Source organism: Leuconostoc holzapfelii (assembly GCF_012396485.1).
Taxonomy (GTDB): domain Bacteria; phylum Bacillota; class Bacilli; order Lactobacillales; family Lactobacillaceae; genus Leuconostoc; species Leuconostoc holzapfelii.
The window spans coordinates 177,222-203,632 of record NZ_JAAXPO010000004.1 but is presented as its reverse complement, the minus strand read 5'-3'; the positions used below and the strand labels follow the sequence as shown (position 1 = coordinate 203,632).

Here is a 26,411-nt window from a genome sequence, read left to right as displayed (position 1 = left end):
ATCTTGTGAATAAATCCAATACTACCATTGTACGCTATCTTGCGGTTGAAAACAATCAAAAAGCCGACCCCTGTCGGCTTTTTTCTTAGAGTGCAACGTTGTGGTGCACCTTTTGGACATCATCATCTGATTCTAGCGCGTCAACGAGCTTTTCAAAGGTTGTCAAATCGTCCCCTTCAAGTGTCACTTCAGCTTGCGGTAGCATCGTAATTTCCGTGGTTGAAAATTCGGTTACACCGCTTTGACGTAACGCTTCAATAGCTTTGTGCAAATCAGCTGGTTCCGTATAGACTACAACTTGTTCATCTTGTTGTTCAGCATCGCGGACATCCACTTCCGCATCAAGGAGTGTTTCCAATATGGCATCAGCATCGCTGCCTTCAAATACAATAACCCCTGTTTCATCAAATAAGTAACTGACAGAACCTGCAGCACCGTATGTTCCACCATTTTTATTAAAGGCTGTCCGTACATTCGTTGCCGTCCGGTTAACATTAGACGTTAACGTATCCACAATAATCAATGACCCATTGGGTCCAAAGCCTTCGTAACGCCCTTCAATAAAGGTTTCATCCCCTGAACCCTTGGCCTTCTCTAAGGCACGCTCGATAACGTGCTTTGGTACTTGGGCTTGCTTGGCCCGTTCAATGACAAACTTCAAGGTTGAGTTTGCTTCTGGATCCACACTGCTACCTTGCTTAGCAGCTGCGTAAATTTCAATCCCGTATTTACTGTTAACTTTCGCCGCAGCCCCATCGGTCTGCGCCTTCTTCATTTTAATGTTTTCCCACTTACGTCCCATGGTTTCACCTCATCTATTTTTGTTTATCTCTTAAATATTATAACGGTTTCATCGTCTTTTGTACGATAAAAATAAAAGCGCAATTATTTGATCACGCGATACGCTCCTGGCTTTAAATCAGCCAAATGATAGTCGCCAATGTGCGTCCGGATTAGCCGCAGCGTCGGAATCCCGACCGCTGCAGTCATGCGGCGTACCTGCCGATTACGACCTTCTTTGATTTTTAATTGAATAAAGCTGGTCGGTTGGTTTTTCCGAACACGAATGGGATTTTCCCGTGGCCATAGCCACTTTGGATACGGAATGCGCTTCACTTTTGCCGGTAGCGTCCACCCATCCTTTAATTCAACCCCGTTTTCAAGTTGCTTTAACTGTGCCTTCGTCGGAATCCCATCAACTTGCACAACATAAGTCTTATAGGCTTTATTTTCCGGATCAGTGAGTGCATGGTTAAGCGTCCCGCTGTCTGTTAATAGCAATAACCCCTCGCTATCCATATCTAAACGGCCTGCTGCATAGACACGTGGGATATCGATATAATCCGCCAACGTCGGTCGGCCGTCGGCATCGGTGAATTTAGTCAACACATTATAGGGTTTGTTAAAAAGTACAATCATACGCTTAATTATAGCAAAAGCGCCAGCGAAATTCAGGCGATTTTTAAACGTGCTTAAACTTTTCTTTATAATTCACAACTTTGTCCAAAACACGTTACCAGCCTGTGTAAGATCAAGGTTTCTGAAAATATTAAACACAGGGCTGTTCACAAGTTATCCACATATCCACAACTTGGGATTGTAAAACTGTGGATAATGTTTATAACAAACCTCAAATATTGTCCTTGCTCACTTTCAAGTGTGCACAACGTTGTTTGTTTGTGGATAACTCGCACATTTGTTCGTTCTAATATCCACATCTCAGGGTTTCTTTTGTCCACACCTGTTGAAAGCCGATAAAATTGTCTTTTGCTTGTGGAAAACTCAATTTCTTACTGTTATAATTAATTTTGCTACTTCTTCTTTATATAGAAAAGTTGATCGGCACACGACGACAAATGACCCATTTGTCGTTATTTTGGCATTGTGTCGAATAATAGGAGAGATTTTCGTGACAAAACCCATTACAAAAGAGGAGCTTTGGAATCAGGTCAAAGCCAAATTCTATCAAGAAATTGGCCCTGTTTCTTTTGACACCTATATCGAGCCACTGGCGCCCATTACGTTAACAGAATCACGGATTATTTTGGAAGTCCCGGCAGATGAAAGCACCGACATTATTGACAATTGGAACAAATCTTATGCAATGAGCTTTGTCCAATATGCCATGGAAATTGCCGAGGGCTTTATTAAACCGGAACTTCGTGTGGCAGAAACGTTACCGAAGTCAACGCCCATCCAAACTGAAAACCTCACATTTACCAGAGAATCTGATCTCAATGAAAATTTTACCTTTGATAAATTTGTGGTCGGCGCAGGGAATGAAAATGCCTATGCCATCGCCCGTGCCGTGGCTGAAGACCCCGGTCGCGTCTATAATCCATACTTAATTTATGGCGGGGTTGGCTTAGGAAAAACCCACTTAATGCAAGCCATCGGGAATGCCTACTCAAAAACGACGCCCTCAGCCCGCATTAAATACGCCACAGCAGAAGACTTTTTAAATGATTTTACTGAATCATTGCGCGCAGGCGAAGGGGCTACCGCCGCTTTTAAAAAAGAATACCGTACCGTTGATCTCTTATTAATTGATGATATCCAGTTTTGGTCGGGGAAGGAAAAAGTGCAAGAGGAGTTCTTTAACACCTTTAACGTCCTCACAAAAACTGGCAAGCAGATCATCATGACGTCGGATAAATTACCAACGGAAATCGTGGACTTGCAATCTCGCCTGACTTCACGCTTTGAAGCTGGGATTTCAATGGATATTCAAAAACCGGATTTACCAACGCGTGTGGCCATTTTAAAAAATTTGGCTGAAACGGATAATCTCGCGATTCCAAATGACGTTTTGGAATTAATCGCTGATAAGATTGACTCCAATATTCGAACATTGGAAGGGACATTCCACCGGTTTGAAGCCATGCTACGCTTCCGCAATAAGCCAGCGACTAAAGAAACTGCGCAACAAATTCTTGGGGATTTAAATATTAACCAAGGTTTCAAAATCACTGTTGAGCGGATTCAACAAGTCGTGGCTGACTATTATATGCAAACAATCGACGACTTAAAAAGTACGAGTCGGAAAAAGGATTTGGTCACTGCGCGACATGTTGCCATGTATCTGACTCGTACTTTGACTAACGAAAGTCTACCCGATATTGGTCGTGCTTTTGGCGGCCGAGACCATTCATCTGTCTTACATGCAACTAATAAGATCACTGAAAAGGCCGAATCAGATGCCCGCACCAAAGAAATGTTGGATGCACTCACGGATGAGATAAAAAACGGGAAATAACGTGTGTGGATAATCACGGACAAGTGGGTGAGTTTTCCCACAGCGTTGTGAACAAGTTTTTTTCAGACAGCAGTTACCCACACTGCGTTTTCCACAACTTTAACACCCCTTATTATTACTACTAGATCTTTTATTTAAACTATTTTAAAAAGCCTAACCCCAATGGGGTCCAAAAATTAGGAGTAAAAAGATGCAATTTTCAATTAATCGCCAAGCCTTTATCAAATCACTTAATGATGTTTCTCGTGCTATTTCGTCTCGGACGACAATTCCGATCTTGACGAATATCAAAATTGTTTTGTCACAAGACGAATTGATTTTAACGGGTTCAAACAGTGATATTTCCATTGAGACCCGCATTGAACAATCAGATACCAGCGCCCAACTGGTCATTGCTTCAACGGGCGGGATTACTTTACCCGCAACCTTCTTTGCTAATATTGTTAAAAATCTGCCTGCTGACGAATTGACTTTGGCTGTTGATGGTCTCCGTGCTAGCATTACTTCTGGCGCATCTGCCTTTACCATTAACGGGCAAGACGTGCGTAATTATCCGCAGTTGCCAGAAATGGATGATGTGCAAAGTCTAAGTGTGTCGGCAGCCCAATTGGTTGATATCATTTCGCAAACAAAAATTTCAGCTTCAACACAAGAGAGTCGCCCAATTTTGACAGGGATTCATTTGGCCTTAAACGGCAATGATGTGAAAGCAGTGACAACAGATTCGCACCGACTATCACAGCGAATCGTCACGTTGACTGGCACAGATGCTCAAGTGCAGGCGGATGTGATTATGCCAGCAAAGTCATTTAATGAGTTGCAAAGCTTGTTAGAAGGGCAAGATCGTGTAGAAATTAAGCTTGCTAAAAACCAAGCGGTCTTTGATTTGGGCCACACAACATTCTATTCACGCTTACTGGAAGGCAACTACCCAGAAACTGACCGCTTGATTCCAACCGAAAGCACAACCCAGTTGACGATTGATGCCAACACGTTACTTGGGGCAATTAATCGTGCCAGCTTGTTGAGTCATGAAAGTCGCAATAACGTCGTGCAATTAACCCTGAAAGACGGTGTCGTAACGCTTACTGGGACCTCACAAGAGGTTGGCCAAGTGCAAGAGGCGTTGCCAACAACTGCTGTTGAGGGGGAAAACTTAGAAATTTCATTTAACCCTGACTATGTACGAGATGCGTTGCGGGTCTTTAATGGCAAGCCCGTCGACTTGAAATTTACAAGTAACTTGCGGCCATTTACTTTGACACCAGCAGGTGAAGTGGATAACAAACAATTGCAACTCATTACCCCTGTTCGGACCTTTTAATTCGTCATACGCGTTTTAAATTAAATTCGGACCATTTAAACACTTAGCCTTAAAACGGCCTAAAATCGCTCAAAAACGATTTTAGGCCGTTTTTTAAAGAATTAGTGGGGGAAAAATGGTATAATACAGAGGTAACCGATATGACGAAAACGATAGAAATCACAACTGAATACATCACACTCACACAACTCCTTAAAGAAGAAAATATTATTTCTTCTGGCGGTCAGGCCAAGTATTATCTGATGGATTATCCAGTCCAACTCAACGGTGAATTGGAAAATCGTCGGGGGAAGAAATTATATGACCATGATGAGGTCATCGTTGCAGGTGAAACCTACCTGATTGCGTTGGCTGATGATGCTGAAGCCTTAATTGCGCAAGCACAGCAAACAAAGGATGCACGCGCACTGGCCGCTAAAAAAACGGTTCGTGACGATCGCATCAAAGCCCAAAAAGCAGCTGTGGCTAAGGCGCGTAAAGAAGCGCGCTTTGCCGAATTGCGTAAGCAATCGCGCACGCGGGCGGGTGGCTTTGGGCGATCAAAACCAGGCCAACGTGGGAACGGGCCAAAAGGACCGGGTTCTTGGAACTCACCACGTTAACACTCGTTAATTACCGGAACTATGCTGACCTGACACTTGATTTTAGTGCGGGCGTGAATGTGTTTTTAGGTGAGAATGCCCAAGGCAAGACGAATTTGTTGGAAAGCATATACGTCTTAGCTTTGACGCGCTCACATCGCACCAGTAGTGATAAAGATTTAATTCGCTGGCAAGAAAAATCAGCCACGATTAGTGGCCGTGTTAAAAAGACTGTCAGTGACATACCGCTGTCCTTGCATTTTTCAAATAAGGGCAAAAAAGCGCGGGTGAACCATTTGGAACAGTCAAAGTTATCACAATACATCGGGCAGTTAAACGTGATTCTATTTGCACCTGAGGATTTGGAATTGGTCAAAGGCGCGCCCAGTGTGCGCCGACGGTTTATTGATATGGAATTTGGGCAGATGAACCCGCTGTATCTTTACAACATTGCCCAATATCGCCGAATTTTAAAGGATCGCAACGCTTATCTCAAACGCTTGCAGATGAAACAAACCACCGATAAGGTGTTTTTGTCGGTCCTAACGGCGCAACTCGTTGACGTTGGGGCGCAAGTTCTATTGGCTCGGCAAACTTTTTTAGCACGACTGCAAGCCGCTGCACAGCCCATTCATGCTGAGATTGCTAATCAACAAGAAACGTTGACGTTAGCCTATCAAACGGGGGTTGATTTTGCGCCAGATGCCGATTTGGAGACAGTCAAAGCAGCCTTTGAATCAGCACTCGCACGACAAGAAGCGCGCGAAATAATGCAGGGCACCACCTTAGTTGGGCCACATCGTGATGATTTACAATTTATTGTTAATGATAACGATGTGGCAGTGTTTGGTTCCCAAGGGCAACAACGTACGACCGCGTTGGCGGTTAAACTCGCGGAAATCGATTTGATGCAAGAAGAAACGGGGGAATATCCCGTGTTACTCTTGGATGATGTGTTAAGTGAATTGGATGCTAATCGACAGACACATTTGTTATTAGCCATTCAAGACAAAGTCCAGACGTTTATTACCGCACCAACGTTGAGTGACGTGGCGCGACAATTGATTCACACGCCAAAAGTGTTTCACGTGCAACACGGGGAAATTACTTTAGAAGAGCACGCTGAGTAATCAGCAGGTACATAAAGGATTTATTATGTCTGAAGAAAACAACCAACCTGTAGAAAATATTGATGGTATTGTCGTTGATGAAGACGGCATTCGTCAAGCCAGTACTGTGGATGCCAAAGCAGGCGACTATAATGCAGACCAAATTCAAGTCTTAGAAGGACTTGAAGCTGTTCGTAAGCGACCAGGGATGTATATTGGGACAACCACTGCACAAGGTTTGCATCACCTCGTCTGGGAAATTGTTGACAACGGGATTGATGAAGCCTTGGCGGGCTTTGCCTCACATATTACCGTCACGATTGAAAAAGATAATTCAATTACGGTCACAGATGATGGCCGTGGGATTCCAGTAGATATTCAGACTAAAACGGGCAAGCCAGCCCTAGAAACCGTCTTTACTGTTTTGCACGCTGGGGGTAAGTTTGGCGGCGGCGGCTATAAGGTGTCTGGTGGGCTGCATGGTGTTGGTGCATCTGTTGTTAATGCGTTGTCAACGCATTTAGATGTTAAGGTTGTGCGTGACGGGCAAGTCTATTACATGGACTTTAAGGTTGGTCGTGTTAATACGACCATGGTGAAGTTAGCGGAAGCACCAACGATTGAACGCGGCACCATCGTACACTTTAAACCAGATGCTGATATTTTCCGTGAAACAACGGTTTATAACTACAACACCTTGTTGACACGTGTTCGCGAATTGGCTTTCTTGAACAAAGGCTTGCGGATTTCAATTACTGATAAGCGGTCAGAAACGCCAGTGACGGAGAGTTTCCACTTTGAAGGTGGGATTAAAGAGTACGTTGACTACTTGAATGCTGAAAAGACAGTGATTTTCCCAGAACCCGTTTATGTTGAAGGGGAAGAGAATGGGATTGTGGTTGAAGCAGCCTTGCAGTATACCACTGACATCAAAGATAGCTTGCGGACATTTACCAACAACATTAACACCTATGAAGGTGGGACCCATGAAACGGGCTTTAAAACAGCGTTGACACGTGTCATCAATGATTATGCCCGTAAAAACGGCCAATTAAAAGAAAACGCTGAAAGCTTGACGGGCGAAGATGTTCGTGAAGGGATGACTGCGATTGTTTCAATTAAGCATCCCGATCCGCAATTTGAAGGCCAAACTAAGACAAAACTCGGCAATTCTGATGCACGACAGGCAACGGATCGCATGTTCTCAGAAACCTTTAGCCGCTTTATGTTAGAAAACCCAGTGGTGGCCAAGCAAATCGTTGAAAAGGGTGTGCTTGCACAAAAGGCGCGCCTTGCGGCTAAGCGCGCGCGTGAAATGACGCGGAAGCAATCGGGGCTAGAAATTGGTAATTTGCCGGGTAAATTGGCGGATAATACATCTAATGACCCAGCTATTTCCGAATTATTTATTGTCGAGGGTGATTCAGCCGGCGGTTCTGCCAAGCAAGGTCGTAACCGCTTGACACAAGCAATATTGCCCATTCGTGGTAAAATTCTTAACGTTGAAAAGGCCACTTTGGATAAAGTTTTAGCCAATGAAGAAATTCGGTCGTTGTTTACAGCGATGGGAACGGGCTTTGGTGATGAATTTAACGTTGAAAAGGCCAATTACCATAAAGTTATCATCATGACGGATGCCGATGTCGATGGCGCACATATTCGGACATTGCTCTTGACTTTGTTCTACCGCTACATGCGACCTTTGGTGGATGCGGGGTATATTTATATCGCGCAGCCACCTTTGTATGGTGTGGCCTTGGGCAATTCAAAGAACCGTGAATATTTGGACTCTGACGAAGAATTAGAGGCTTATTTGGCGCAATTGCCAGCAAATATCAAACCAAAAGTACAACGCTATAAGGGACTTGGGGAAATGGATTTCGATCAGTTAGCTGATACCACCATGGATCCGATGAACCGCCGTTTGCTACGGGTCGATCCTGCTGATGCTGAAGCGGCCGATAGTATTTTTGATATGTTGATGGGTGATGATGTCGCACCACGCCGTGAATTTATTGAAGAAAATGCCGTCTTCGTTGAAAACTTAGACATTTAATGCTGGGGATGGTGGCGGCATGCCGCAGCCGATTTCAGCGTAACTTTACAAGGAGTAACCCATGTCTGAACAAAACGACACGCGTATTCGTAATGCGAACTTGTCGGAACAAATGAAAACATCATTCTTGTCATACGCCATGTCAGTTATTGTGGCGCGTGCCTTGCCTGATGTCCGAGATGGCATGAAGCCGGTTCATCGTCGTATCTTGTATTCAATGATTGAGCAAGGCAACACGCCAGATAAACCCCATAAAAAATCAGCCCGTATTGTCGGGGATGTCATGGGTAAGTACCATCCGCACGGTGATTCAGCGATTTATGAATCCATGGTGCGCATGGCGCAACCGTTTTCATATCGTCACATGTTAGTCGATGGCCATGGTAACTTTGGTTCGGTCGATGGCGACGGCGCTGCGGCGATGCGTTATACCGAAGCCCGTTTGTCAAAAGTGGCTATGGAAATGGTCCGTGATTTAAATAAAGACACGGTTAACTTCGTTCCCAACTATGATGGTGAAGAACGTGAACCAGAAGTGCTGCCGGCCCGCTTCCCCAATCTTTTGGTGAACGGGGCAACTGGTATTGCGGTTGGGATGGCCACAAATATTCCAACGCATAACTTGGGCGAAGTCATTTCTGCGTTACATATTTTGATGAATAACCCAGCAGCCACGACTACAGAACTAATGGAAGCCCTGCCAGGACCAGATTTCCCAACCGGTGGTATTGTGATGGGCAAGTCGGGCATCCGTCGTGCTTATGAAACAGGCCGAGGGCGTGTAACCGTACGGGCGAAAGTAGATATTGAACAAACCAAGACCGGCAAAGAACAAATTATTGTCACGGAGTTACCTTATGCCGTTAACAAGGCACGTTTGATTGAACGGATTTCCGAATTGGCACGTGATAAGCGGATCGAAGGCATTACGGGTATCCGTGACGAGTCTGACCGTGATGGGTTACGGATTTCAATTGATGTACGTCGGGATGCGTCAGCCAGCGTCATTTTAAATAATTTGTACAAAGAAACGTTGCTACAAACGAACTTTAGTTTCAACATGTTAGCAATTAATGGTGGTAAGCCACAAACGATGAGCTTGAAAGCTATTTTGGTAGCTTATCTCACACATCAACGCGAAGTGATTCGACGTCGAACAGCCTTTGACTTACAAAAGGCGCAAGCGCGGGCGCATATTCTTGAAGGATTACGCATTGCATTAGACCATATTGATGCCATTATCAACATTATTCGGTCATCAGCAACTTCTGAAGAAGCCAAGACGCGTTTAATTGATGGTTATGCCTTATCAGATAAGCAAGCGCAAGCGATTTTGGATATGCGTTTGGTTCGTCTGACTGGTCTGGAACGTGACAAAATTGAAGACGAGTATCAGAAATTAGTTGAACTCATTGCTGATTTAAAGGACATTTTGGCACATCAAGAACGTGTTGATCAATTAATCTATGATGAACTACTTGAAATCCAAACTAAGTTTGGCGATGAACGGCGCACAGAGTTACAAGTCGGCGATGTAACCAATTTAGAAGATGAAGATCTGATTGAAGAAGAAGATGTCATTGTGACGCTGACGCGTAACGGGTATATTAAACGTGTGCCACAGGCAGAGTTTAAAGCGCAAAATCGTGGTGGTCGTGGTGTGCAAGGCATGAATGTCAATGACGAAGACTTTGTGGACCAAATGGTTGCCACATCAACACATGACACGTTGCTCTTCTTTACCAACAAAGGCAAAGTTTACCGAATGAAAGGCTATGAAGTGCCTGAATATGGTCGGCAAGCCAAAGGGATTCCGGTTGTGAACCTGTTGCATTTTGAAGGTGATGAAAAAATTCAAACGGTCATCAATGTGCGCGGTGAAGCAGCTGATCGCCAAGACTATTTGTTCTTTGTGACACGTTTAGGTGTCGTTAAGCGAACTGCGGTGAGTGAATTTGCCAATATTCGGACAAATGGTCTGAAAGCCTTGACGCTACGTGATGATGACGAAGTCTTGTCTGTACAAATTACCGATGGGACACAAAGTATCTTGATTGCTACGCAAGAAGGTTATTCTGTTCGCTTTGCTGAAGCAGACGTCCGCATTATGGGCCGTTCAGCAGCGGGTGTTCGCGGCTTGCGTTTACGTGAAAATGACTTGGTCATTGGCGCTGATGTTGTCAGCGATGCGGACCACGTCTTGGTGATTACTGAAAAGGGTTATGGGAAGCAAACTCCTGCGCGTGAATACCCAATTAAGGGTCGCGGCGGTAAAGGCATTAAAACGGCCAATATTACCGATAAAAACGGCGTGTTGGCAGGCATGACGATTGTGCATGGTGACGAAGATATTATGGTCACAACGACACAAGGGGTGATGATTCGCTTTACAGCAGCCTCAGTCAGTCAAACGGGCCGTGCGACGCTTGGTGTCCGTCTGATGCGCTTAGAAGATGGCGCTAAGGTCGCCACATTGGCGAAAGTTGAACACGAAGTCGATGAAGATGTTTCACGTGAAACAGAAGACGTAGTTGTACAACCAACACAAGTAGCCGAAAATGATGAACACGCAACTGAGGATTCAGACGCGTAAGCTAAATAAGGCAAACAAAAAAAGCCAGCTGATCATGGTCAGCTGGCTTTTCGTGAGCAATAAACATTGCGAAAGCGTCACTTTGCAGTATTTACGCCTTTGTTAACGGGATACTTCATGATACGAGACGAATGCTTTTTACTCACAAAACGATTATTCGTCGTCTGGTGTCACGTCACGTCTTGGATCTGTGTCAAAAGTTTGGTAGTGTGTTTGACGTGGCTCCTCTGGGATGATGATCCAAGCCAAGAGGTAGAAAATAATACCAGGGAAAGCCATCAAAGAGATGAGGACATAGATGATGCGCGTAAATGTCACATCCCAACCGAAATATTCAGCCACACCACCAAGGACACCGCCGAGGATACGGTTAGAACGAGAACGCGTTAATTGTTTCTTTTTTGACATGTTATATGCTCCTTTTGATTTGATCAGATGCTGCCCAATTTCAGCAATGTAGTCGCCAATGGCTGCCAAACTGAAAATGCAAGCTCACGTCATCGACTTGCATCATCATGTATTTTCATGATGGTTTTAGCGCCAATCTCAGTTGCTGCCAGTGGTTAATACACTTTAATTGTACCAGAGTCCACAGACGCGTCAATTGTCAATTCGAGGTATTTTCCCAATAAAACCACGCTTTTCTGCCTGATATGCAACCCAATGGTCGGCTAGTGTGTGTGACGAATTCACCCGGGGCGCGTTTTTCCTAGCCAGCCAGTATCCTCCGCTGTCTGGCGACTCAAATCAGTGATTGGCTACACAGGTGACTGATGTTAATAAAAAGTGATGGGACCAAGTTTAGGAGAACGCCTGTGCAAGCAGACATTTTTGAGCTACTAAAATACGCAAGGCGCATCATAGATTGCCTTGCGTATGAATAGATGGTTAGTCATGCCAATTGACAATGGCTCGTGTCGTTAATTGCTGAATACGGTTTTGATAAGCGGCGATGGGTTCAGGGGTTTCTTGGCTCATCCAAACCGAAATAAAACCGGTCAGCGTTTCAATGAAATACTCGGTGCCCAGGATGTCGTTGGCAGCCGCAGGTTGATATTTGAGCAGTAGGGACTTATATTTTGCTTTGAGGAACTGTACCCACACCCCACGAATATAAGGGCGGGTATATAAAATGTGTAAGACAGCGTGTTCTTGATAAAGTAATGGCGCAAGGTCTTGCACAAATATCGCTAAAATGTCATCATTGACGGCCAATCGCGATTCTACTGTAGCTTTGATGTTATCATCAACAGCATTGATTGTGGCATAAGCTAAGTCGTCAAAAGTTGGGAAGTAATGCGTGACGTGTGTTTGCGGTAAACCGGCAAAGTTAGCGACCGTTGACATGCTAGGGGCCTTCACGGCGCTAGCGGTCATACTTTTAATAAAGGCCGCAAGAATGCGTTGTTCATCGTCAACGGCATCTTGCGTGTGCGCGTTGGGCATGAAAAAATTCAACGGTAAATCAAAAGTATCAATGATTGTTAACATCATTTCGGCCGTGGGATGGCCTTTTTCGCGTTCCCAACTTGAAACGGATTGATATGAAATAAAAAGTTGGTCAGCAAATGCTTGTTGGGTGAGTCCAAGGGACTTTCTAAGCGCTTTAATTTGATTACTAAGAGCCATTTTTTTCCTCAAAATTCATCTTTAAACACGTTTATCATACACTAAAATAGCGCAAAAACCTAGTTATGTGGTGAGTAATTCAGTCAAGACTGCCCGCAATTTTTGGGCCAACATGCTGTCATCTTCAGGTAGTTGCGCATAACTTAGGCGCACGTGGTTATCATGACTACCAAATAAAAAGTCGGGCAGCACTAAGATCTTGTGATCTAAAAACAGTTGGTAATCGCTACGTGTCAGGGGGCGTTGGCGCCTAATTTTAACCCACAGGGTGCTGCCAAGCGTGGGTTTTTGATAGGTGAGCCAACCTTGCTGTTCAAAAGGGGTTAATATTTTAATGAGACGTTCCCGTTGTTGTTCAAGGTGCTGTAATTGATGTGTGACAAGAGTGGTTAAGTCGGGTTGCAATAATAGCTGGGTGGCCACGTATTGAGAGAAGCTACTCACACCCGACTCCATTTGTCGGCGAATTTCTGAGAGATGGGTAACGAGTGCTGGGGGAGCAACCAGCCAACCAATTCGCGTGTCTGCTCCACTAAATTCTGATAGAGAGCCGATATAAATCACGTTATTAGGGGCGAGTTGTTTTAAGGTAGGGATTTGCTTATGACTCATTGCTAAGATGAAACCAAAAGGGTCATCTTCAACAATTGGCAAGTTAAGTTGTTGGCAGCGCGCAACAAGCGCTTGGCGTTCGGCTAAAGGCATAAGCCGCGTCGTTGGGTTTTGACTGGTTGGATTGACAAAGACAAATTTTAAATGGTGCTGATAATAGAGCTGTTCTAACACGGCCAAGTCTAAGCCGCCGTTTGCTTTGAGTGGCACACCAAAAATACGAATACCAGCGACTTGAAATAAGGCTAATTGATATAAGTAAGAAGGCGCTTCTACAGCAATGGCATCACCATAGGAAAGGAGCCCTTGGGCAATTAAAAAGAGGGCTTGTTGAGCACCAGAAGTGATTAATAAATGCTCATCGGGCAAATCTTGTGCCAAATAAGGGGCAAGATGACGCCTTATTTGGGCTTTAAAGGCCGCAGAGCCACTCATATCGTTGGCGTTTTTTTGCATCAAGATGTCATGCATCGAGGTGGCAGGAAATGCTAGGTTTTGAAAAGGGGTATTGGCCGGTTGAACATCTGCCAGGTTAATGACATCAGGTTGCTGACGCAGCGCTTGTAAGCGCACCATGAAGCTTTCTGGGTCACTTAAACGGTTGGTGGTCACATAATTGCGCCAATTGACGTGAGTGGCCAAAATACCCCATTTACCGGAATTAATCCAAGTACCACTGCCTTGTTGGCGTAGCAAAATTCCTTGGCTCACCAGTTCATTGATGGCACGTTGAATCGTGGAACGGTTAATACCTAATTCTTGTGCTAACTGGCGTTCAGGTGGGAGTTGTTCGCCGGGCAGCAATTCACCCTGTGCAATGCCTTGTAGAATTAAGCCAATGAGTTTTAAATAAACAGGTTTTTTATCGTTTGGGAGTTGCCAACGCATGATGTGATCCTCTTAAATTGGTTGGTAAAAAAATAAACCAATTGGTTGTTCTCAGTTCATTCAGCATAACTTAAAATAGAATGAAATTCAAATCACAAGGATTAGAGGAGCATAAATCATGGAAAAAGGGACGACATTGGTTAAGCGCGGGATGGCGCAGATGCAAAAGGGCGGCGTCATTATGGATGTTGCAAACGTTGAACAAGCAAAAATTGCTGAGGCAGCCGGCGCTGTCGCTGTGATGGCTTTGGAACGCGTCCCATCAGATATTCGCGCTGCTGGTGGCGTGGCTCGGATGTCAGATCCAGCCATGATTGAACAAATTATGGCTGCCGTGACGATTCCGGTGATGGCCAAAGCACGTATCGGCCATCTGGTCGAAGCGCGCGTGTTGGAAGCCGTTGGCGTCGATTACATTGATGAAAGTGAAGTGCTCACACCAGCAGATGACACTTATCACATTGATAAGACGGCATTTGAAGTCCCATTTGTGTGTGGTTGCCGCGATCTTGGTGAAGCTTTGCGCCGGATTGGTGAAGGCGCCTCGATGTTACGGACTAAGGGGGAACCTGGCACGGGAAACATCATTGAAGCAGTTCGCCACATGGAAAAAGTAAACGAACAAATTGCTCAAGTCCAAGCAGCACAACCCAATCAATTGATGACGATTGCGCGTGATTTGCGGGCACCCTATGATCTCGTGAAATATGTCCATGAAAACGGCAAGTTGCCAGTCATTAACTTTGCTGCGGGCGGTGTGTCAACGCCAGCAGATGCTGCGTTGATGATGAATCTTGGGGCAGATGGGGTCTTTGTGGGTTCAGGCATCTTCCATTCAGAAAATCCTGAAAAATTTGCCAAGGCCATTGTCGCCGCAACAGCACACCCAACGGATTATGCCTTGATTGCTGAAGTTTCAAAAAACATTGGTAAGCCAATGAAGGGGATTGAAATGGCCACATTGTCAGACGACCAAAAGATGGCTAGTCGCGGGGTCTAAGGGGATGACGATGATTGTTGGCGTATTGAATTTACAAGGGGCTGTCAGCGAACATGTTGACATGTTAGCGCAGTGCCAAGTTGAAGCAAAGTTAATCAAGAAAGTCGGCGATTTAACCGGAATCGATGGGATAATTATTCCTGGTGGCGAGAGTACAGTGATTTATAAATTACTTGTACAAGAACAGCTACTCGATCCATTAAAGAAGCTCATTCATGCCGGTTTTCCAGTTTTTGGTACTTGTGCTGGACTGGTGCTTTTGACCCAACCTAAAGCATTTGGTGTGCTAAAGGCAGAAGTGGTGCGTAATGGCTTTGGTCGGCAAAAAGATAGTTTTGAGCAAGCAATTTCAGTGGCTGGATTTGATGCGCCTTTTCACGGCGTTTTCATTCGGGCGCCTTATCTAACAGCTGTTGATGAATCGGTAACGGTTTTAGCTACTATTGATGACGACAAGGTGATCGCGGCGCAATATGAGCATACCTTAGTGACCGCTTTTCACCCAGAATTGACGGGTGATACGCGTTTTCATGAAAAGTTTATTCGCTTGATTGAAAAAAGACAAGATTTTTTCAGTCCAAACGCATAACACAATTGTCATAAAAAGTCACGCATATATTTTATGAAAAAATTGCTTAAATAATTGAATTTTGTCGGGTTGCAATTTGATAGAATACTAGATGAGGCTGTTACGTATTGAAACAGAATACTCAAACTAGGGGTTCCTATACTATACATCGAGCTTAAAATGTGTTTTTAAGTCGGGGAGTGATGAATGGTATAGGTTTTTTTGTGGTTTAAAAATAAAAGGCACCAAAATGAACAGGCGTCACTTCAGGACAGGTTTACGCATCAAAATAACCCAAAGTTCAAGGGTATCAGGACTTTGGGTTATTTTGACCATGATTGGATTGGCACATGTGTGAGTTGGGCAATACGTTGTTGGAATGCCGCTAGCGGTTCAGGGTGCGCATCACTCAACCACACTGAAATAAAGGTAATGAGGACATCAAGCAAGTAGGTGGTTGCGATGGGATTTGGTTGGCATTGGGCAATGAGTTGTTGGTAACGTAGTTTAATAAAGTGCAACCAGGTTTCTCTCAAATAAGGTCGGGTGTATAACAGATGAAGTTTCTCCCGTTCTGCATATAAGCGTGGTGCCATGTATGTTGAAAATGTCGTAATTAAGTCGTCGTGTGCGAGCAGATGAGTTTCAACGATGGGTTTAATTTGTTCATCAACGGACATCATCAATTGATTCACGAGCGCGTCATAATCTGGAAAGTGTTGGTGGATGATTGTGCAAGGGAGATTCGCAAATTGGGCAATGATTTCATAGCTGGGTTGGGTATGTGCACAGTACTTGAGGCTCTCCAAAAAGCCACGCAAGATTTGTTCTTTTTCTTGTGTGGTTTTTTGTATGCTGGTCGGCGTCATGAAAAAATCACTGGGCAGTTGATATTTTTCAATGATAGTCATTAACATGTCAGCAGTAGGTTGGCTTTGCTGTCGTTCCCAACTGGAGACGGCCTGAAAAGAGATGAAGAGTGCATCTGCCAAATCACGTTGGGTAAGCCCTTTAGCTTGTCTTAACAATTTAATTTGATTGCCAATGGTCATAATTTTCTCCAAGCGTTTTGATACGATTTTCGTACAATGATAGTATTGGCAAATGGCTAATATATCATGTCATGGTAGGCATACGAAACTATGGAGAAAATCATGTTGGATCAGACACACTATCGTCAAATGACGGATGAACAATTAAAACAAGTGACTGGTGGGCATCAGCTACCAAAAAACTTATTGACGTTAAGAACGGGTGCACAATTAAGCCGCCGTGCGTTGGCTGAAAAATTAAACGTTTGCACATCAACCATTGCGCGATATGAAGAAGGCAAGCGGGTGCCAGACGTTGACCTCATTATTCAAATGGCGGCCCTGTTTAACACCACTTGTGACCGGATGCTAAAATAATCAGTGCAACTTATCTAGAACCTATTATAGTCGGATTGTGGTAAAAACAGCATGCCGATATGGTATTTGATTAACTGTATAAAATGAGACAACAAACATTCCAATATATTGCCCAAGCTGATGAAATGGGCTGCGGGGTTGCCGCCCTGGCGATGGTGATTTCATATCACGGGGCATGTCCACCGCTGGCAACGTTGCGCCAAATGACGGCAACCGGACCTGATGGGACAACGGCGTATCAGTTATTAACCGCGGCAAAAACACTGCATTTTGATACTGTAGCGCTGCAAGCTAATCAGACACTATTCACACAACCGGACTTACCGCTGCCAATGATTGCCCATATGCGGCAACTCACTGGGGACTATCACTATGTGGTTATTTATGGTCGAACAGCACACACCTTAGACATTGCTGATCCGGATCCTTCTGTTGGACAAATTAGGCTGGGGATCACGGCATTTGCACGTCTTTGGACAGGGGTCGCCTTGTTGTTTACGCCGACATCTGAGACTGCACGCTAACAAAAAGACTGCCTGCTGACAGGCAGTTGGTTTTGGTATGGCGTTATTCACGCATAGCAAGCATGATAATCCCACCAACCATCAGGGTTAAGCCCAAAAGTTGGCTTGGCGTGGGGAGTGCATGACCAAGAAATAGCAAGCTGAGAAGCACGGAAAAGACGACTTCCATGGATTGCGTGGCTTCAACGGCCGCTAAATCTCGCATATTGTGTGCAGCCAGTTGGGTGGCTTTAAAAAAAAGCACGGTGGCAATAACGCCTGAAGAGAGGGCAACAACAAACGTGTTGATTACTTGACCAACATGGGGCAGACCAACCTGATGATACGACGCACCTGCAATTAAAAGCCACACAGGATAAGAGCAGAGTAACATGGCAAGCACTTTTTCAGTTGCGGTCATGGTCGGATCGACCACCGCCATAATTTGACGATTACCAAGCGGGTATGCGACGGCACCAAACATGATCGCGCCAATGGCCAGTAACATTGGCGTGATATGTTGTAAGTGGTAGAGAAACGCGGCAACGGTCAGCAAGACACCTAGTAAAATGACGAACAGCCAAGGCAGGGAGGCCAATGGGATTTTGAGCGCTTGTTTTTGCCCGTTTGGTAATTTGACCTTGATTAATGGTGTCGTTAACACCCCAAAAATGATTGTGAGTTGCCAAGTTGCTGAAATCAGCCAACCTGGCAGATAATTGACGGCCCAACTGAGGGGTAAATAAAACAAGACAAAGCAAACTTGTGACCAGATGAACCAGGCTAACAAGTTTTGTTTGATAAATGATAAGACGCGTGCCAGATTGGACCCCAACCAACGATTTACCACCAACATCATCGGTAACATCCAAAGGTAACGTAAGGCAGCAGTATAACCCCAGTAGCCCTTGGCATTGGCCATGACTTCATTGACAACAAAAGTGATCGAAAAGAAAAAAGCTGCGATAATTCCGATGCTGATGGCTTTTAAACGGTTTGACATCGTATCCTCCAAAAAGTAATTTAGGCGATATAAGCTCATTTTACCAGAGAAAGTCCTGACAACCGGCGATGATGTGAGTGTTGCTACCATGTGATATGAACTTGGTCAGTGATTCTGATAAAAATCACATATTGAACGAATTATCTGATATAATGAAAACATCATCAGTTGATAAAGATACAGATTAGCGTGTCAAAGAAAGTTAGTGGTTGCTGTGAACTAACCCGCTACTGTGGTCGAGTTACACAACATGAAGCAGTATGACGTATGCCGCGATAAGGCGTGATAAGTGGTAGGTCCGATGACTTACAATTTAGGTGGTACCACGGTTAAAACCGTCCTATAGTTCATATAGGGCGGTTTTTGCTATTTTTAATGACAACGAGGGAGAAACAGATGAATTTTATTGAAGATTTGAAATGGCGTGGCGCGTTAAACCAAGTCACAGACGAAGCAGGCCTCCTTGAGGCCATGGCCAATGGCAAAGTAGGGGCCTATGTGGGGACAGATCCCACGGCGGACTCTCTGCATCTTGGTCATTTAATTCCTTTCATGGTGTTAAAGCGTTTCCAAAATGCAGGTGGTAAGGCAGTGATTATTGTTGGTGGGGCAACAGGCGCCATTGGTGATCCACGGCCCACAACTGAACGCCAACTTTTGACCCCTGAACAATTGGCGGAAAATGAAAAAGGGATTACGGCCCAAGTCACTAAGTTATTTGGTGACAATGATACGCGTATCGTCAATAACAATGACTGGCTAGGTCAATTGACATTGACAGACTTTTTGCGTGATTATGGGAAGCTGTTCTCAATTAACGTGATGTTAAAAAAGGATGTTGTGGCATCACGTTTGGAAACAGGTATTTCATTTACAGAATTTACTTACCAAGTGCTACAAGGGATTGATTTTCATGAATTGTGGCGCCGCGAAGACGTGAAGTTGCAAATTGGTGGTTCTGACCAATGGGGGAACATTACGTCAGGGATTGATTTGATTCATTCGCTTGAAGGGAATGCTGCGAAGGCCTTTGGGCTAACAATTCCTTTGATGACGGATTCAACGGGTAAGAAGTTTGGCAAGTCTGAAGGAAACGCGATCTGGTTGGATCCAAAGAAGACATCGCCTTATACTTTCTACCAATTCTGGTTGAATCAAAGTGATGCCGACGTGGTGAAGTACTTGAAGTATTTCACTTTCTTAAGCGTGGATGACATTGAGACCTTGGCTAAGGCCGTTGAAACGAATCCTGGTGATCGTTTGGCACAACGCCGTTTGGCACAAGAAGTGACCAAGTTTGTCCACGGCCAAGACGCTGTTGAAGCAGCAGAGCAATTATCAGCTGCACTATTTAGTGGTGATGTGGCCAACTTGTCTGCGGCACAAATTGCGGATGCCTTTGGTGGTGTGCCTAGTTTTGATTTAACCAGTGAAACCAAGAATGTGGTTGATTTCTTGGTTGATGGTGGGGTTGAAGCCTCAAAGCGTCAAGCACGTGAAGACGTGACCAATGGCGCCATCACGATTAATGGTGAAAAAGTGACCGATGTGGCCGCTGACGTGGATCCTTCAGCACATTACGATGGGCAGTTTGTTTTAGTGCGTCGTGGTAAGAAGAAGTATTTCTTAGGTCAAGTTAAGTAAGAAAAGCACGCTTTTGGCGTGCTTTTCTGTTACAGACAATCAAGATGATACAGAGGAAAGGTGTGGAAATATGAAAATATTGATGTATAACGCGGTACCAGAAGAACGTCCCTTTGTGGCAAATTGGATGGCTAAAACCGGGCACGAGGTCGTGACTTTATCAGAACCACTGACTGTTGACAATGCGGCACAAGCCGCTGAATTTGATGCGGTCAGCACGCAACAAACAACTGCGATGCCGGCACCGGTGTACCAGGTTTTGGCTGAAAACGGCATTAAACAAATTGCTTTGCGGCAGGTGGGTTATGATGTTTTTGATCTCCCAGCGGCGTTTAAGCACCACTTACGGTTGTCCAATGTGGCGGCTTATTCGCCACGGGCGATTGCCGAGTATACGTTAACGCAACTATTCAATATTTTGCGCCACAATAAAAAGTATGATCGCGCCATGGCTACCGGGGATTATACTTGGGCAGCCGGAGGGCAAGCCCGTGAAATTTATCAATTGACAGTTGCGGTCATTGGGGTGGGCCGGATTGGCTCAGCCTTTGCGCAAATGCTGCATGCTTTGGGGGCCAAAGTATTGGGGGTTGATCCAGTTTATCGTGCGCAGAATGAGGCTTTTGTAGAATACACGACATTAGACGATGCGCTGGCGCGAGCTAATGCGATTAGTTTTCACACCCCGCTAAACGATGAGACGCGCAACTTGGCTGATCAAGCCTTTTTTGACAAAGTGCAACCAGGGACGATTTTGTTAAACATGGCGCGGGGTGAAATTGTCGATATGGCAGCACTAGAAGCGAGTTTGACTGCCGGCCAATTATATGGGGCGGCCGTTGACGTCACGCCCAATGAAAATGAATTTATGAACCAAAAGCAAGCGGTCAAGGATTTGCCAGACAACATTCAACGTCTCACGCAATTGGATAATTTTTATTTGTCACCACACATTGCCTTTTATACCAATACGGCGATTAAAAATATGGTTGAAATGGCACTTAATGACGCGGTGATACTCACGCAGGGCGGTTATACAGATAATGAAATCTTGCGTTAAGGGGCGCAGGGGAGTTAATAGAAGAGGACAAAGATATGACAAGTATTAATTTTGAACAGCAAGCGGTTTTTGATGGCTATGCCCAAACGTATGATCAATGGTTTATGGCCAATGCTGGCGTGTTTAAGAGTGAATTAGCGCTTTTGCATACGGTAATTGGTCAAGGGACACATGACAAAATCTTATCCATCGGCTGTGGTAGCGGCTTGTTTGAACAGGCGTTAAAGCAAGTTGGGGTTGATGTCGCTGATGAGGTAGAACCCTCAAAAGACATGGCGGCCATTGCTGAAAAGCGGGGGGTGTCTGTTCAAGTGAGTACGGCAGAAGCAGCACAACTACCAGACGCAGCGTACGATGTGATTTATTTTAACGGGTCGGCTAGTTACATGCAGGATTTAGATATTGCCGTGGCCAACTGTTTACCAGCACTAAAACCAGATGGCCGCTTGATTATCATTGATATTCCGAAAGAAAGTGCTTATGGGTTGCTTTATTTATTAGCCAGTCAGACTGGGGCATATGACGATGAAACGTTGGCTGGTGTCGCACCACAGTCACCCTATCCAGTTACCCTCACAAAACCAGCAATCTGGCGAACAACTGCCGAAAAAACTGCGACCCTAGAACGTTTTGGGTTAACGAAATTGCATTACATGCAAACATTGCGGCAAAATCCTGTATACTCTAATGACGCTGTCGAAGTCCCAGTGGGAGGGTACCAAGCAGGCAGTTATGTGGCGATCATCGCTGAAAAGGCAACAACCAAATGATGGTTGTTTTTTTTTACGGACTGTTTGATAATAGGGAAGATAGGTTAAACGCGTGATTGCAGGGGTGGTTAAATGAAAATTGGTTTTGTTGGGACGGGTGTCATGGGGACAGGCATCATTAATAATTTATTAGCGGCAAAGCATGAAGTGACCGTCTACAACCGGACGCGTGGTAAAGCCGAATCAGTTATTGCCCTAGGGGCAAAGTGGGCAGCCACGCCTGCTGATGTTGCACGCGCGGCGGACATCACGTTTACCATGGTGGGTTATCCGCAAGATGTTATCGATGTGTGGACAGGTCACGATGGCCTATTTTCTGGTGCCAAACCAGGCGATATTTTGGTCGACATGACGACTTCAACACCGCGCCTAGCCGAAGAACTCGCTGAACAAGGGCGTGATTTGGGCGTTGCAGTACTTGATGCCCCAGTTTCTGGCGGCGATATTGGCGCCAAAAATGGCACATTGTCGATTATGGTGGGTGGTGAATTGACAGTTTATGCGCAAGTTTTACCTATTTTTCAAGTGATGGGTGAAAATATTGTGCGAGCTGGTGCTGCGGGCAAAGGCCAACATATGAAAATGAGTAACAACATTGGGGTAGCTGCTACTGTGGTTGGGATGGCAGAATCAATGGCCTATGCACAAGCAGCCGGGCTTAACCTTGATGACGCCTACAATGTCTGGCGGAATGGGGCTGCAGGTTCTTGGTCGGTAACGCATTACATGCCACGTGTTTTAGCTGAAGATTTTACTGCTGGTTTCTATGTGAAACATTTACTTAAAGATTTACGAATTGCGCTCGATGCGGCAGCGGATATGGGAATTGATCTGCCAGGCACGCGACAGGCCGAACGGCTTTTTGATCAATTAAACCAAACACATGGGGATGAAGGCGTCCAAGCTATTGTCAAGCTCTGGGCGGCCTTTGCCGGATAACCCCAGCTGTTTCACGTGAAACGTTGATAAGGTTATGAGATTGGAATAAAACGGGAGAAAACCAATGGCAATAAAAAGAAATATGATATCGGGCATTTTTGTGACGCTCGTCGTCTCGGTTGTGGCTAAAATTTTGGCCGTCTGGTTACCATTTTTGGGTGCCGAAGCGATTGCGATGTTGATTGGGATTGTGCTTGGCAATACGGTATTAAATCATGATAATTTCGCACCGGGGATGAAGTGGGCCGAAAAATATCCGATTGAAATCGGCATTGCGCTCATGGGATTGACGATTACCTTGAAGACGATTGAGAATTTAGGGCTTCATGGGATTTTGTTTATTTTAATTCAAATGGGATTAACCATTGCGATTGTCCTTTGGTTGGGAGGACGACTGTTTAAAGTCTCGGATAAGTCGGCGATGTTAATGGGCGCCGGCAATGCGGTGTGCGGTTCCAGTGCCATTGCTGCCGTCGCCCCAGCGATTGGGGCAACTGATGATCAGCGGCGCACAACCGTGGCAACCGTGAGTTTGACTGGCGTGGTGCTATTACTTTTGCTCCCAGTGGTTGGCCCAATGTTAGTTGGGCAAAACAATTTGTTGCTGGGGGCCTTGGTTGGTGGCGTCGTGCAATCTGTTGGGCAAGTGGTTGGTACTGCGGCATTAATTAATCCGACCGTTGTCACATATGCCACGTTGTTTAAAATGTTACGTGTCATTTTGTTGACGGTTGTGGTGCTGGTATTTGCAAAGATGGCCCAGCGCAAAGATACAACGACCGCAGTGAAAACAAAAGGGGTTAGCATCCCTTGGTTTGTCATCGCTTTCTTGGTATTCTTGCTGATTGTGAGCTTTGTGAAGTTGCCAAGTATCGTGACCAACTCAGCGCATGAAATTGCCGGATTCTTTGGGGTGGTCAACTTAGCTGGGATTGGCTTGAATCTTAAAGTGGCAACGATTCGGAAATCAGGCAGCAAGTTCATGGCATATGGCTTACTCACTGGGGTCGTACAAGTTGTTCTAGCAGTGATCTTGATTAAAATATTGTTCTGATGTTCGGTGAGTAATTATCAAACAGCGCTACGGTTAACGTGGCGCTTTTTTGTTGCAGCAGACCTACAGACGGGTCGGGTAACGCGTGATGATTTGGGTCATGGTTGTTTGCTTTGTCACATGTTTTGTTTTATTATAGTTATTATAAAATGACAAAAATGACATGGACGTGAGAAAATCGCAATCGTTTAAAGTGATCGTCAAAACTTGACGAATGAGAGGACCGAGGGTGCACGACTAGTCACCACTGATCATTAAAAAATTAAACGATACGCGGAGGCCCCTATGTTACCCATTCTTTCAAACATCACCCTGTTGTTGCAGGCGATCGTATCAGCGATTGCTACGATTGCTTGGTTTGGCACCTTATTAGGGGCGCACCGGTTGGCCTTTAGCGCGATATGGCGCTTGGCGCTGACGTTGCTTTTGATTGACGTGGTCCAAGTTTGGTTAATACCAACAACGTATCAAGCCGCTTTTGCCTCGACGTTGACGATTCTCAGCCTGATGTCTGTTGGATTACGCGGGCACGCTGTCGGTCGGCGGCTAGTGGTGTTATTAGATGCCATCTTGAGTACGTTGCTGGCTGCTTGGGTCGTTAACGTGACCGCTGCACTCGAAGCCTGGCTTGCACTTCCAGTACAAACCGCCTATTTTTGTGATTTGTTAGCCAGTGGGCTCACTTTGGTGTTAGCCTTAATACCCTATCGATACCATTTTGAATGGCTGACGGCCAGCTTTTTCCAACAACATCGACAACAGTTATGCTGTTTTTTGAGTATCAGTGTGGTGATTCGGCTTTTAAACGATTACCTGGCGTACTTAATGTTAACGACCGCCTATCAAGGGTCGCTAGTCTGGGAGGCGGCCTCATTGGTGGTGGTGTTGATTATTATTTTGATACCAATCCTGCGTCATCAATATGACCTGTTGGCCTGTAAATTACAACAGCGCGATCGCATGCTGGTAGCAACGCAGCAATACACCAATCAACTTGAAAAGCAGTATTTAGCCTATCGTACTTTCCGACATGATTATAAAAATATTTTAGCGAGCTTAGCTTATGGTATTCAAAATGAGAACATGGCAGATGTTCAATATGCTTATGAATCCGTGGTGAAGACGAGTCAATGGGCCTTGCCACAAGTTGAAGCGTTACAACTGCATTTCATTGCGGATGTTAACTTACGCAGTGCGCTACTGGTCAAGTATCAAGAAGCCACGCGCCATGCCGTTAATTTCACGATTGATATTCAACAGATGTTTGACCCAAAATCATTTGTGGTTGATGTCGATTTTTTTCGGGTGTTTGGCATTTTGCTTGATAATGCCATTGAATCAGCCATGGAGACCCCTGAAAAATTGGTCTCTGTGGTATTCATTGAGTCAGAACAGTTAGCGATTATTAACAGCACGAGACAGCCACTTGATATGACCAAGGCGATGTTACCTAATTATTCGTCAAAAGCAGATCACGCAGGGTTGGGCTTGTATTTTGTCGCCCAGTTTTTGGCGCGACGACAAGATATTGAACTCATCACGATCACTGATAAAACGCAAGTGAGACAAGAATTAACGTTTGGGGTGGCGAGTTGATACATTATTATGTTTTAGAAGACCAGCCCATACAGCAACGCAGAATACAACAAATCATTGGTGTCTGCCGTTTGTTTGATCAGCCAGCCCAGCTTTTGGCAGCGCTACAAGCTGATGAGGATTCCAAAATTATTTTGTTGGATTTAGATTTGCACACCGTTACCGATGCTGGTTTGAGTGTCGCGCAAATGATCCGGACGTTTGATAGCATGTCGCCAATCATTATTGTGAGCACACATACAGAATTATTAGCGGCAAGTTATCGGTATCAAATTGCCGCGTTAGATTTTATTGATAAGTCACAGGCGGATGGGCAGTTTCAATCACGTTTGCGTTCAGCGCTACATGCGGCGACGAATCAACTCGCGCTACACGCCAAAAAAATGCCTGAAATGGTCACGTTGCCTAGTATTCGGCACCACGAAACAGTCGATGTTAACGAGATTATTTATATTGCGAGCAACGCGGGGGCGAGCCATCGCGTCGTGATTCATTGCCAACAGCGACAAATTGATTTGCGTGCCACGATGAAAGCGATGGCAGCATTAAGTGAACAGTTAATTCAAATACACGCCGCTTATATTGTGAACCGCGATAAAATCTGCTGTTTAGATGTTAAAAACCACACCGTGATACTTCAACATCAAATTCGTTTGCCATATTCAAAGAAGTATTTTAAAAAACTCCAAACGTTGTTGCGCTAAACGAGACACATAAGGTGAGTCGCGTTTTTGAAAACAAGGGTAAAACCGACTATAATGGAAATTAGTTTACAAATAAAGTAAGATGCGTTTTCAAACAGCGCTTTGGAGAATAT

Annotated in this window: 24 protein-coding genes; 17 read left to right on the top strand and 7 right to left on the bottom strand. The window is 44.9% G+C overall.

Annotation, left to right across the window (positions count from 1 at the left end; all coding sequences use genetic code 11):
• Positions 1-85: 85 nt before the first annotated feature.
• A complete protein-coding gene (locus HF966_RS04950; RefSeq protein WP_168676756.1) occupies positions 86-802 on the bottom strand; it encodes a YebC/PmpR family DNA-binding transcriptional regulator in 717 nt (238 codons plus the stop codon).
• A gap of 83 nt (positions 803-885) precedes the next feature.
• Positions 886-1,419, bottom strand: a complete 534-nt coding sequence (locus HF966_RS04945) for an rRNA large subunit pseudouridine synthase E (RefSeq protein WP_168676754.1) — start codon at positions 1,417-1,419, stop codon at positions 886-888.
• Positions 1,420-1,909: 490 nt separating this feature from the next.
• Between HF966_RS04945 and dnaA the strand changes: the two genes are divergently transcribed.
• The 6 genes from dnaA to gyrA all read left to right on the top strand — a co-directional run bounded on the left by dnaA (position 1,910) and on the right by gyrA (position 10,919).
• Entirely contained in the window at positions 1,910-3,256 is a 1,347-nt protein-coding gene (gene dnaA / locus HF966_RS04940; RefSeq protein WP_168676753.1) for a chromosomal replication initiator protein DnaA, read from the top strand.
• A 190-nt stretch (positions 3,257-3,446) separates the two neighbouring features.
• Entirely contained in the window at positions 3,447-4,580 is a 1,134-nt protein-coding gene (gene dnaN, locus HF966_RS04935; protein WP_168676752.1) for a DNA polymerase III subunit beta, read from the top strand.
• A gap of 140 nt (positions 4,581-4,720) precedes the next feature.
• Complete coding sequence (gene yaaA / locus HF966_RS04930) at positions 4,721-5,182, top strand: S4 domain-containing protein YaaA (protein WP_168676751.1); 462 nt, start codon at positions 4,721-4,723, stop codon at positions 5,180-5,182.
• A complete protein-coding gene (recF, locus tag HF966_RS04925) occupies positions 5,164-6,291 on the top strand; it encodes a DNA replication/repair protein RecF (RefSeq protein WP_168676750.1) in 1,128 nt (375 codons plus the stop codon). The genes yaaA and recF overlap by 19 nt, the downstream gene beginning before the upstream one ends.
• Positions 6,292-6,316: 25 nt before the next feature.
• Complete coding sequence (gene gyrB / locus HF966_RS04920; protein ID WP_168676748.1) at positions 6,317-8,326, top strand: DNA topoisomerase (ATP-hydrolyzing) subunit B; 2,010 nt, start codon at positions 6,317-6,319, stop codon at positions 8,324-8,326.
• A 61-nt stretch (positions 8,327-8,387) separates the two neighbouring features.
• Positions 8,388-10,919 (top strand): DNA gyrase subunit A, encoded by a 2,532-nt coding sequence (gyrA, locus tag HF966_RS04915; RefSeq protein ID WP_168676747.1) that lies wholly within the window; start codon positions 8,388-8,390, stop codon positions 10,917-10,919.
• 153 nt (positions 10,920-11,072) lie between these two features.
• On the opposite strand, the gene HF966_RS04910 is transcribed toward gyrA, so the two are convergent.
• The 3 genes from HF966_RS04910 to HF966_RS04900 form a co-directional block, all read right to left on the bottom strand.
• Positions 11,073-11,327, bottom strand: coding sequence for a PspC domain-containing protein (locus HF966_RS04910; RefSeq protein ID WP_168676746.1), 255 nt, complete (start codon positions 11,325-11,327; stop codon positions 11,073-11,075).
• Positions 11,328-11,807: 480 nt separating this feature from the next.
• Positions 11,808-12,548 carry a helix-turn-helix domain-containing protein gene (locus HF966_RS04905; protein ID WP_168676744.1) on the bottom strand — a complete coding sequence of 247 codons (741 nt, stop codon included), beginning with the start codon at positions 12,546-12,548 and terminating at the stop codon, positions 11,808-11,810.
• Positions 12,549-12,611: 63 nt separating this feature from the next.
• On the bottom strand, positions 12,612-14,048 hold the full coding sequence (locus HF966_RS04900) for an aminotransferase-like domain-containing protein (protein ID WP_168676743.1): 1,437 nt from the start codon (positions 14,046-14,048) through the stop codon (positions 12,612-12,614).
• A 115-nt stretch (positions 14,049-14,163) separates the two neighbouring features.
• Between HF966_RS04900 and pdxS the strand changes: the two genes are divergently transcribed.
• Positions 14,164-15,048, top strand: coding sequence for a pyridoxal 5'-phosphate synthase lyase subunit PdxS (pdxS, locus tag HF966_RS04895; protein WP_345719092.1), 885 nt, complete (start codon positions 14,164-14,166; stop codon positions 15,046-15,048).
• Positions 15,049-15,058: 10 nt separating this feature from the next.
• Positions 15,059-15,637, top strand: a complete 579-nt coding sequence (gene pdxT / locus HF966_RS04890; RefSeq protein ID WP_168676740.1) for a pyridoxal 5'-phosphate synthase glutaminase subunit PdxT — start codon at positions 15,059-15,061, stop codon at positions 15,635-15,637.
• 302 nt (positions 15,638-15,939) lie between these two features.
• Here the strand turns inward: pdxT and HF966_RS04885 are convergent, their stop codons facing one another.
• Positions 15,940-16,668, bottom strand: a complete 729-nt coding sequence (locus HF966_RS04885) for a helix-turn-helix domain-containing protein (RefSeq protein WP_168676739.1) — start codon at positions 16,666-16,668, stop codon at positions 15,940-15,942.
• 102 nt (positions 16,669-16,770) lie between these two features.
• Here HF966_RS04885 and HF966_RS04880 point away from each other — a divergent pair, with 102 nt between their 5' ends.
• Both HF966_RS04880 and HF966_RS04875 read left to right on the top strand, forming a co-directional pair.
• Positions 16,771-17,025 carry a helix-turn-helix domain-containing protein gene (locus HF966_RS04880; protein WP_168676738.1) on the top strand — a complete coding sequence of 85 codons (255 nt, stop codon included), beginning with the start codon at positions 16,771-16,773 and terminating at the stop codon, positions 17,023-17,025.
• Between the two features lie 83 nt (positions 17,026-17,108).
• On the top strand, positions 17,109-17,549 hold the full coding sequence (locus tag HF966_RS04875; protein ID WP_168676736.1) for a cysteine peptidase family C39 domain-containing protein: 441 nt from the start codon (positions 17,109-17,111) through the stop codon (positions 17,547-17,549).
• 43 nt (positions 17,550-17,592) lie between these two features.
• Here the strand turns inward: HF966_RS04875 and HF966_RS04870 are convergent, their stop codons facing one another.
• Positions 17,593-18,531 carry a multidrug resistance efflux transporter family protein gene (locus tag HF966_RS04870; RefSeq protein ID WP_168676735.1) on the bottom strand — a complete coding sequence of 313 codons (939 nt, stop codon included), beginning with the start codon at positions 18,529-18,531 and terminating at the stop codon, positions 17,593-17,595.
• A gap of 396 nt (positions 18,532-18,927) precedes the next feature.
• On the opposite strand from HF966_RS04870, the gene tyrS reads away from it, so the two are divergent.
• The 7 genes from tyrS to HF966_RS04835 all read left to right on the top strand — a co-directional run bounded on the left by tyrS (position 18,928) and on the right by HF966_RS04835 (position 26,298).
• Positions 18,928-20,175 carry a tyrosine--tRNA ligase gene (tyrS, locus tag HF966_RS04865; protein WP_168676734.1) on the top strand — a complete coding sequence of 416 codons (1,248 nt, stop codon included), beginning with the start codon at positions 18,928-18,930 and terminating at the stop codon, positions 20,173-20,175.
• Between the two features lie 70 nt (positions 20,176-20,245).
• Positions 20,246-21,235 carry a D-2-hydroxyacid dehydrogenase gene (locus tag HF966_RS04860; RefSeq protein ID WP_168676732.1) on the top strand — a complete coding sequence of 330 codons (990 nt, stop codon included), beginning with the start codon at positions 20,246-20,248 and terminating at the stop codon, positions 21,233-21,235.
• A gap of 35 nt (positions 21,236-21,270) precedes the next feature.
• The gene (locus tag HF966_RS04855) at positions 21,271-22,005 is read left to right on the top strand and encodes a class I SAM-dependent DNA methyltransferase (protein ID WP_168676731.1); all 735 of its coding nucleotides are present in this window, start codon (positions 21,271-21,273) and stop codon (positions 22,003-22,005) included.
• A 72-nt stretch (positions 22,006-22,077) separates the two neighbouring features.
• The gene (locus tag HF966_RS04850) at positions 22,078-22,944 is read left to right on the top strand and encodes an NAD(P)-dependent oxidoreductase (protein WP_168676728.1); all 867 of its coding nucleotides are present in this window, start codon (positions 22,078-22,080) and stop codon (positions 22,942-22,944) included.
• 64 nt (positions 22,945-23,008) lie between these two features.
• Positions 23,009-23,998: a YeiH family protein gene (locus HF966_RS04845; RefSeq protein WP_168676727.1), complete on the top strand. Its 990-nt coding sequence runs from the start codon at positions 23,009-23,011 to the stop codon at positions 23,996-23,998.
• Positions 23,999-24,283: 285 nt separating this feature from the next.
• Positions 24,284-25,594: a GHKL domain-containing protein gene (locus tag HF966_RS04840; protein ID WP_168676725.1), complete on the top strand. Its 1,311-nt coding sequence runs from the start codon at positions 24,284-24,286 to the stop codon at positions 25,592-25,594.
• Positions 25,591-26,298, top strand: coding sequence for a LytR/AlgR family response regulator transcription factor (locus HF966_RS04835; protein ID WP_210729355.1), 708 nt, complete (start codon positions 25,591-25,593; stop codon positions 26,296-26,298). Before HF966_RS04840 ends, HF966_RS04835 begins: the two co-directional genes overlap by 4 nt.
• The last annotated feature ends 113 nt before the right edge of the window (positions 26,299-26,411 follow it).

Excerpts from the sequence above, each read along its gene's own strand:
- HF966_RS04950 (WP_168676756.1), bottom strand. The coding sequence starts at position 802 with ATGGGACGTAAGTGGGAAAACATTAAAATGAAGAAGGCGCAGACCGAT.
- HF966_RS04945 (WP_168676754.1), bottom strand. The coding sequence starts at position 1,419 with ATGATTGTACTTTTTAACAAACCCTATAATGTGTTGACTAAATTCACC.
- dnaN (WP_168676752.1), top strand. The coding sequence starts at position 3,447 with ATGCAATTTTCAATTAATCGCCAAGCCTTTATCAAATCACTTAATGAT.
- yaaA (WP_168676751.1), top strand. The coding sequence starts at position 4,721 with ATGACGAAAACGATAGAAATCACAACTGAATACATCACACTCACACAA.
- gyrB (WP_168676748.1), top strand. The coding sequence starts at position 6,317 with ATGTCTGAAGAAAACAACCAACCTGTAGAAAATATTGATGGTATTGTC.
- gyrA (WP_168676747.1), top strand. The coding sequence starts at position 8,388 with ATGTCTGAACAAAACGACACGCGTATTCGTAATGCGAACTTGTCGGAA.
- HF966_RS04910 (WP_168676746.1), bottom strand. The coding sequence starts at position 11,327 with ATGTCAAAAAAGAAACAATTAACGCGTTCTCGTTCTAACCGTATCCTC.
- HF966_RS04905 (WP_168676744.1), bottom strand. The coding sequence starts at position 12,548 with ATGGCTCTTAGTAATCAAATTAAAGCGCTTAGAAAGTCCCTTGGACTC.
- HF966_RS04900 (WP_168676743.1), bottom strand. The coding sequence starts at position 14,048 with ATGCGTTGGCAACTCCCAAACGATAAAAAACCTGTTTATTTAAAACTC.
- pdxT (WP_168676740.1), top strand. The coding sequence starts at position 15,059 with ATGATTGTTGGCGTATTGAATTTACAAGGGGCTGTCAGCGAACATGTT.
- HF966_RS04885 (WP_168676739.1), bottom strand. The coding sequence starts at position 16,668 with ATGACCATTGGCAATCAAATTAAATTGTTAAGACAAGCTAAAGGGCTT.
- HF966_RS04880 (WP_168676738.1), top strand. The coding sequence starts at position 16,771 with ATGTTGGATCAGACACACTATCGTCAAATGACGGATGAACAATTAAAA.
- HF966_RS04875 (WP_168676736.1), top strand. The coding sequence starts at position 17,109 with ATGAGACAACAAACATTCCAATATATTGCCCAAGCTGATGAAATGGGC.
- HF966_RS04870 (WP_168676735.1), bottom strand. The coding sequence starts at position 18,531 with ATGTCAAACCGTTTAAAAGCCATCAGCATCGGAATTATCGCAGCTTTT.
- tyrS (WP_168676734.1), top strand. The coding sequence starts at position 18,928 with ATGAATTTTATTGAAGATTTGAAATGGCGTGGCGCGTTAAACCAAGTC.
- HF966_RS04860 (WP_168676732.1), top strand. The coding sequence starts at position 20,246 with ATGAAAATATTGATGTATAACGCGGTACCAGAAGAACGTCCCTTTGTG.
- HF966_RS04855 (WP_168676731.1), top strand. The coding sequence starts at position 21,271 with ATGACAAGTATTAATTTTGAACAGCAAGCGGTTTTTGATGGCTATGCC.
- HF966_RS04850 (WP_168676728.1), top strand. The coding sequence starts at position 22,078 with ATGAAAATTGGTTTTGTTGGGACGGGTGTCATGGGGACAGGCATCATT.
- HF966_RS04845 (WP_168676727.1), top strand. The coding sequence starts at position 23,009 with ATGGCAATAAAAAGAAATATGATATCGGGCATTTTTGTGACGCTCGTC.
- HF966_RS04840 (WP_168676725.1), top strand. The coding sequence starts at position 24,284 with ATGTTACCCATTCTTTCAAACATCACCCTGTTGTTGCAGGCGATCGTA.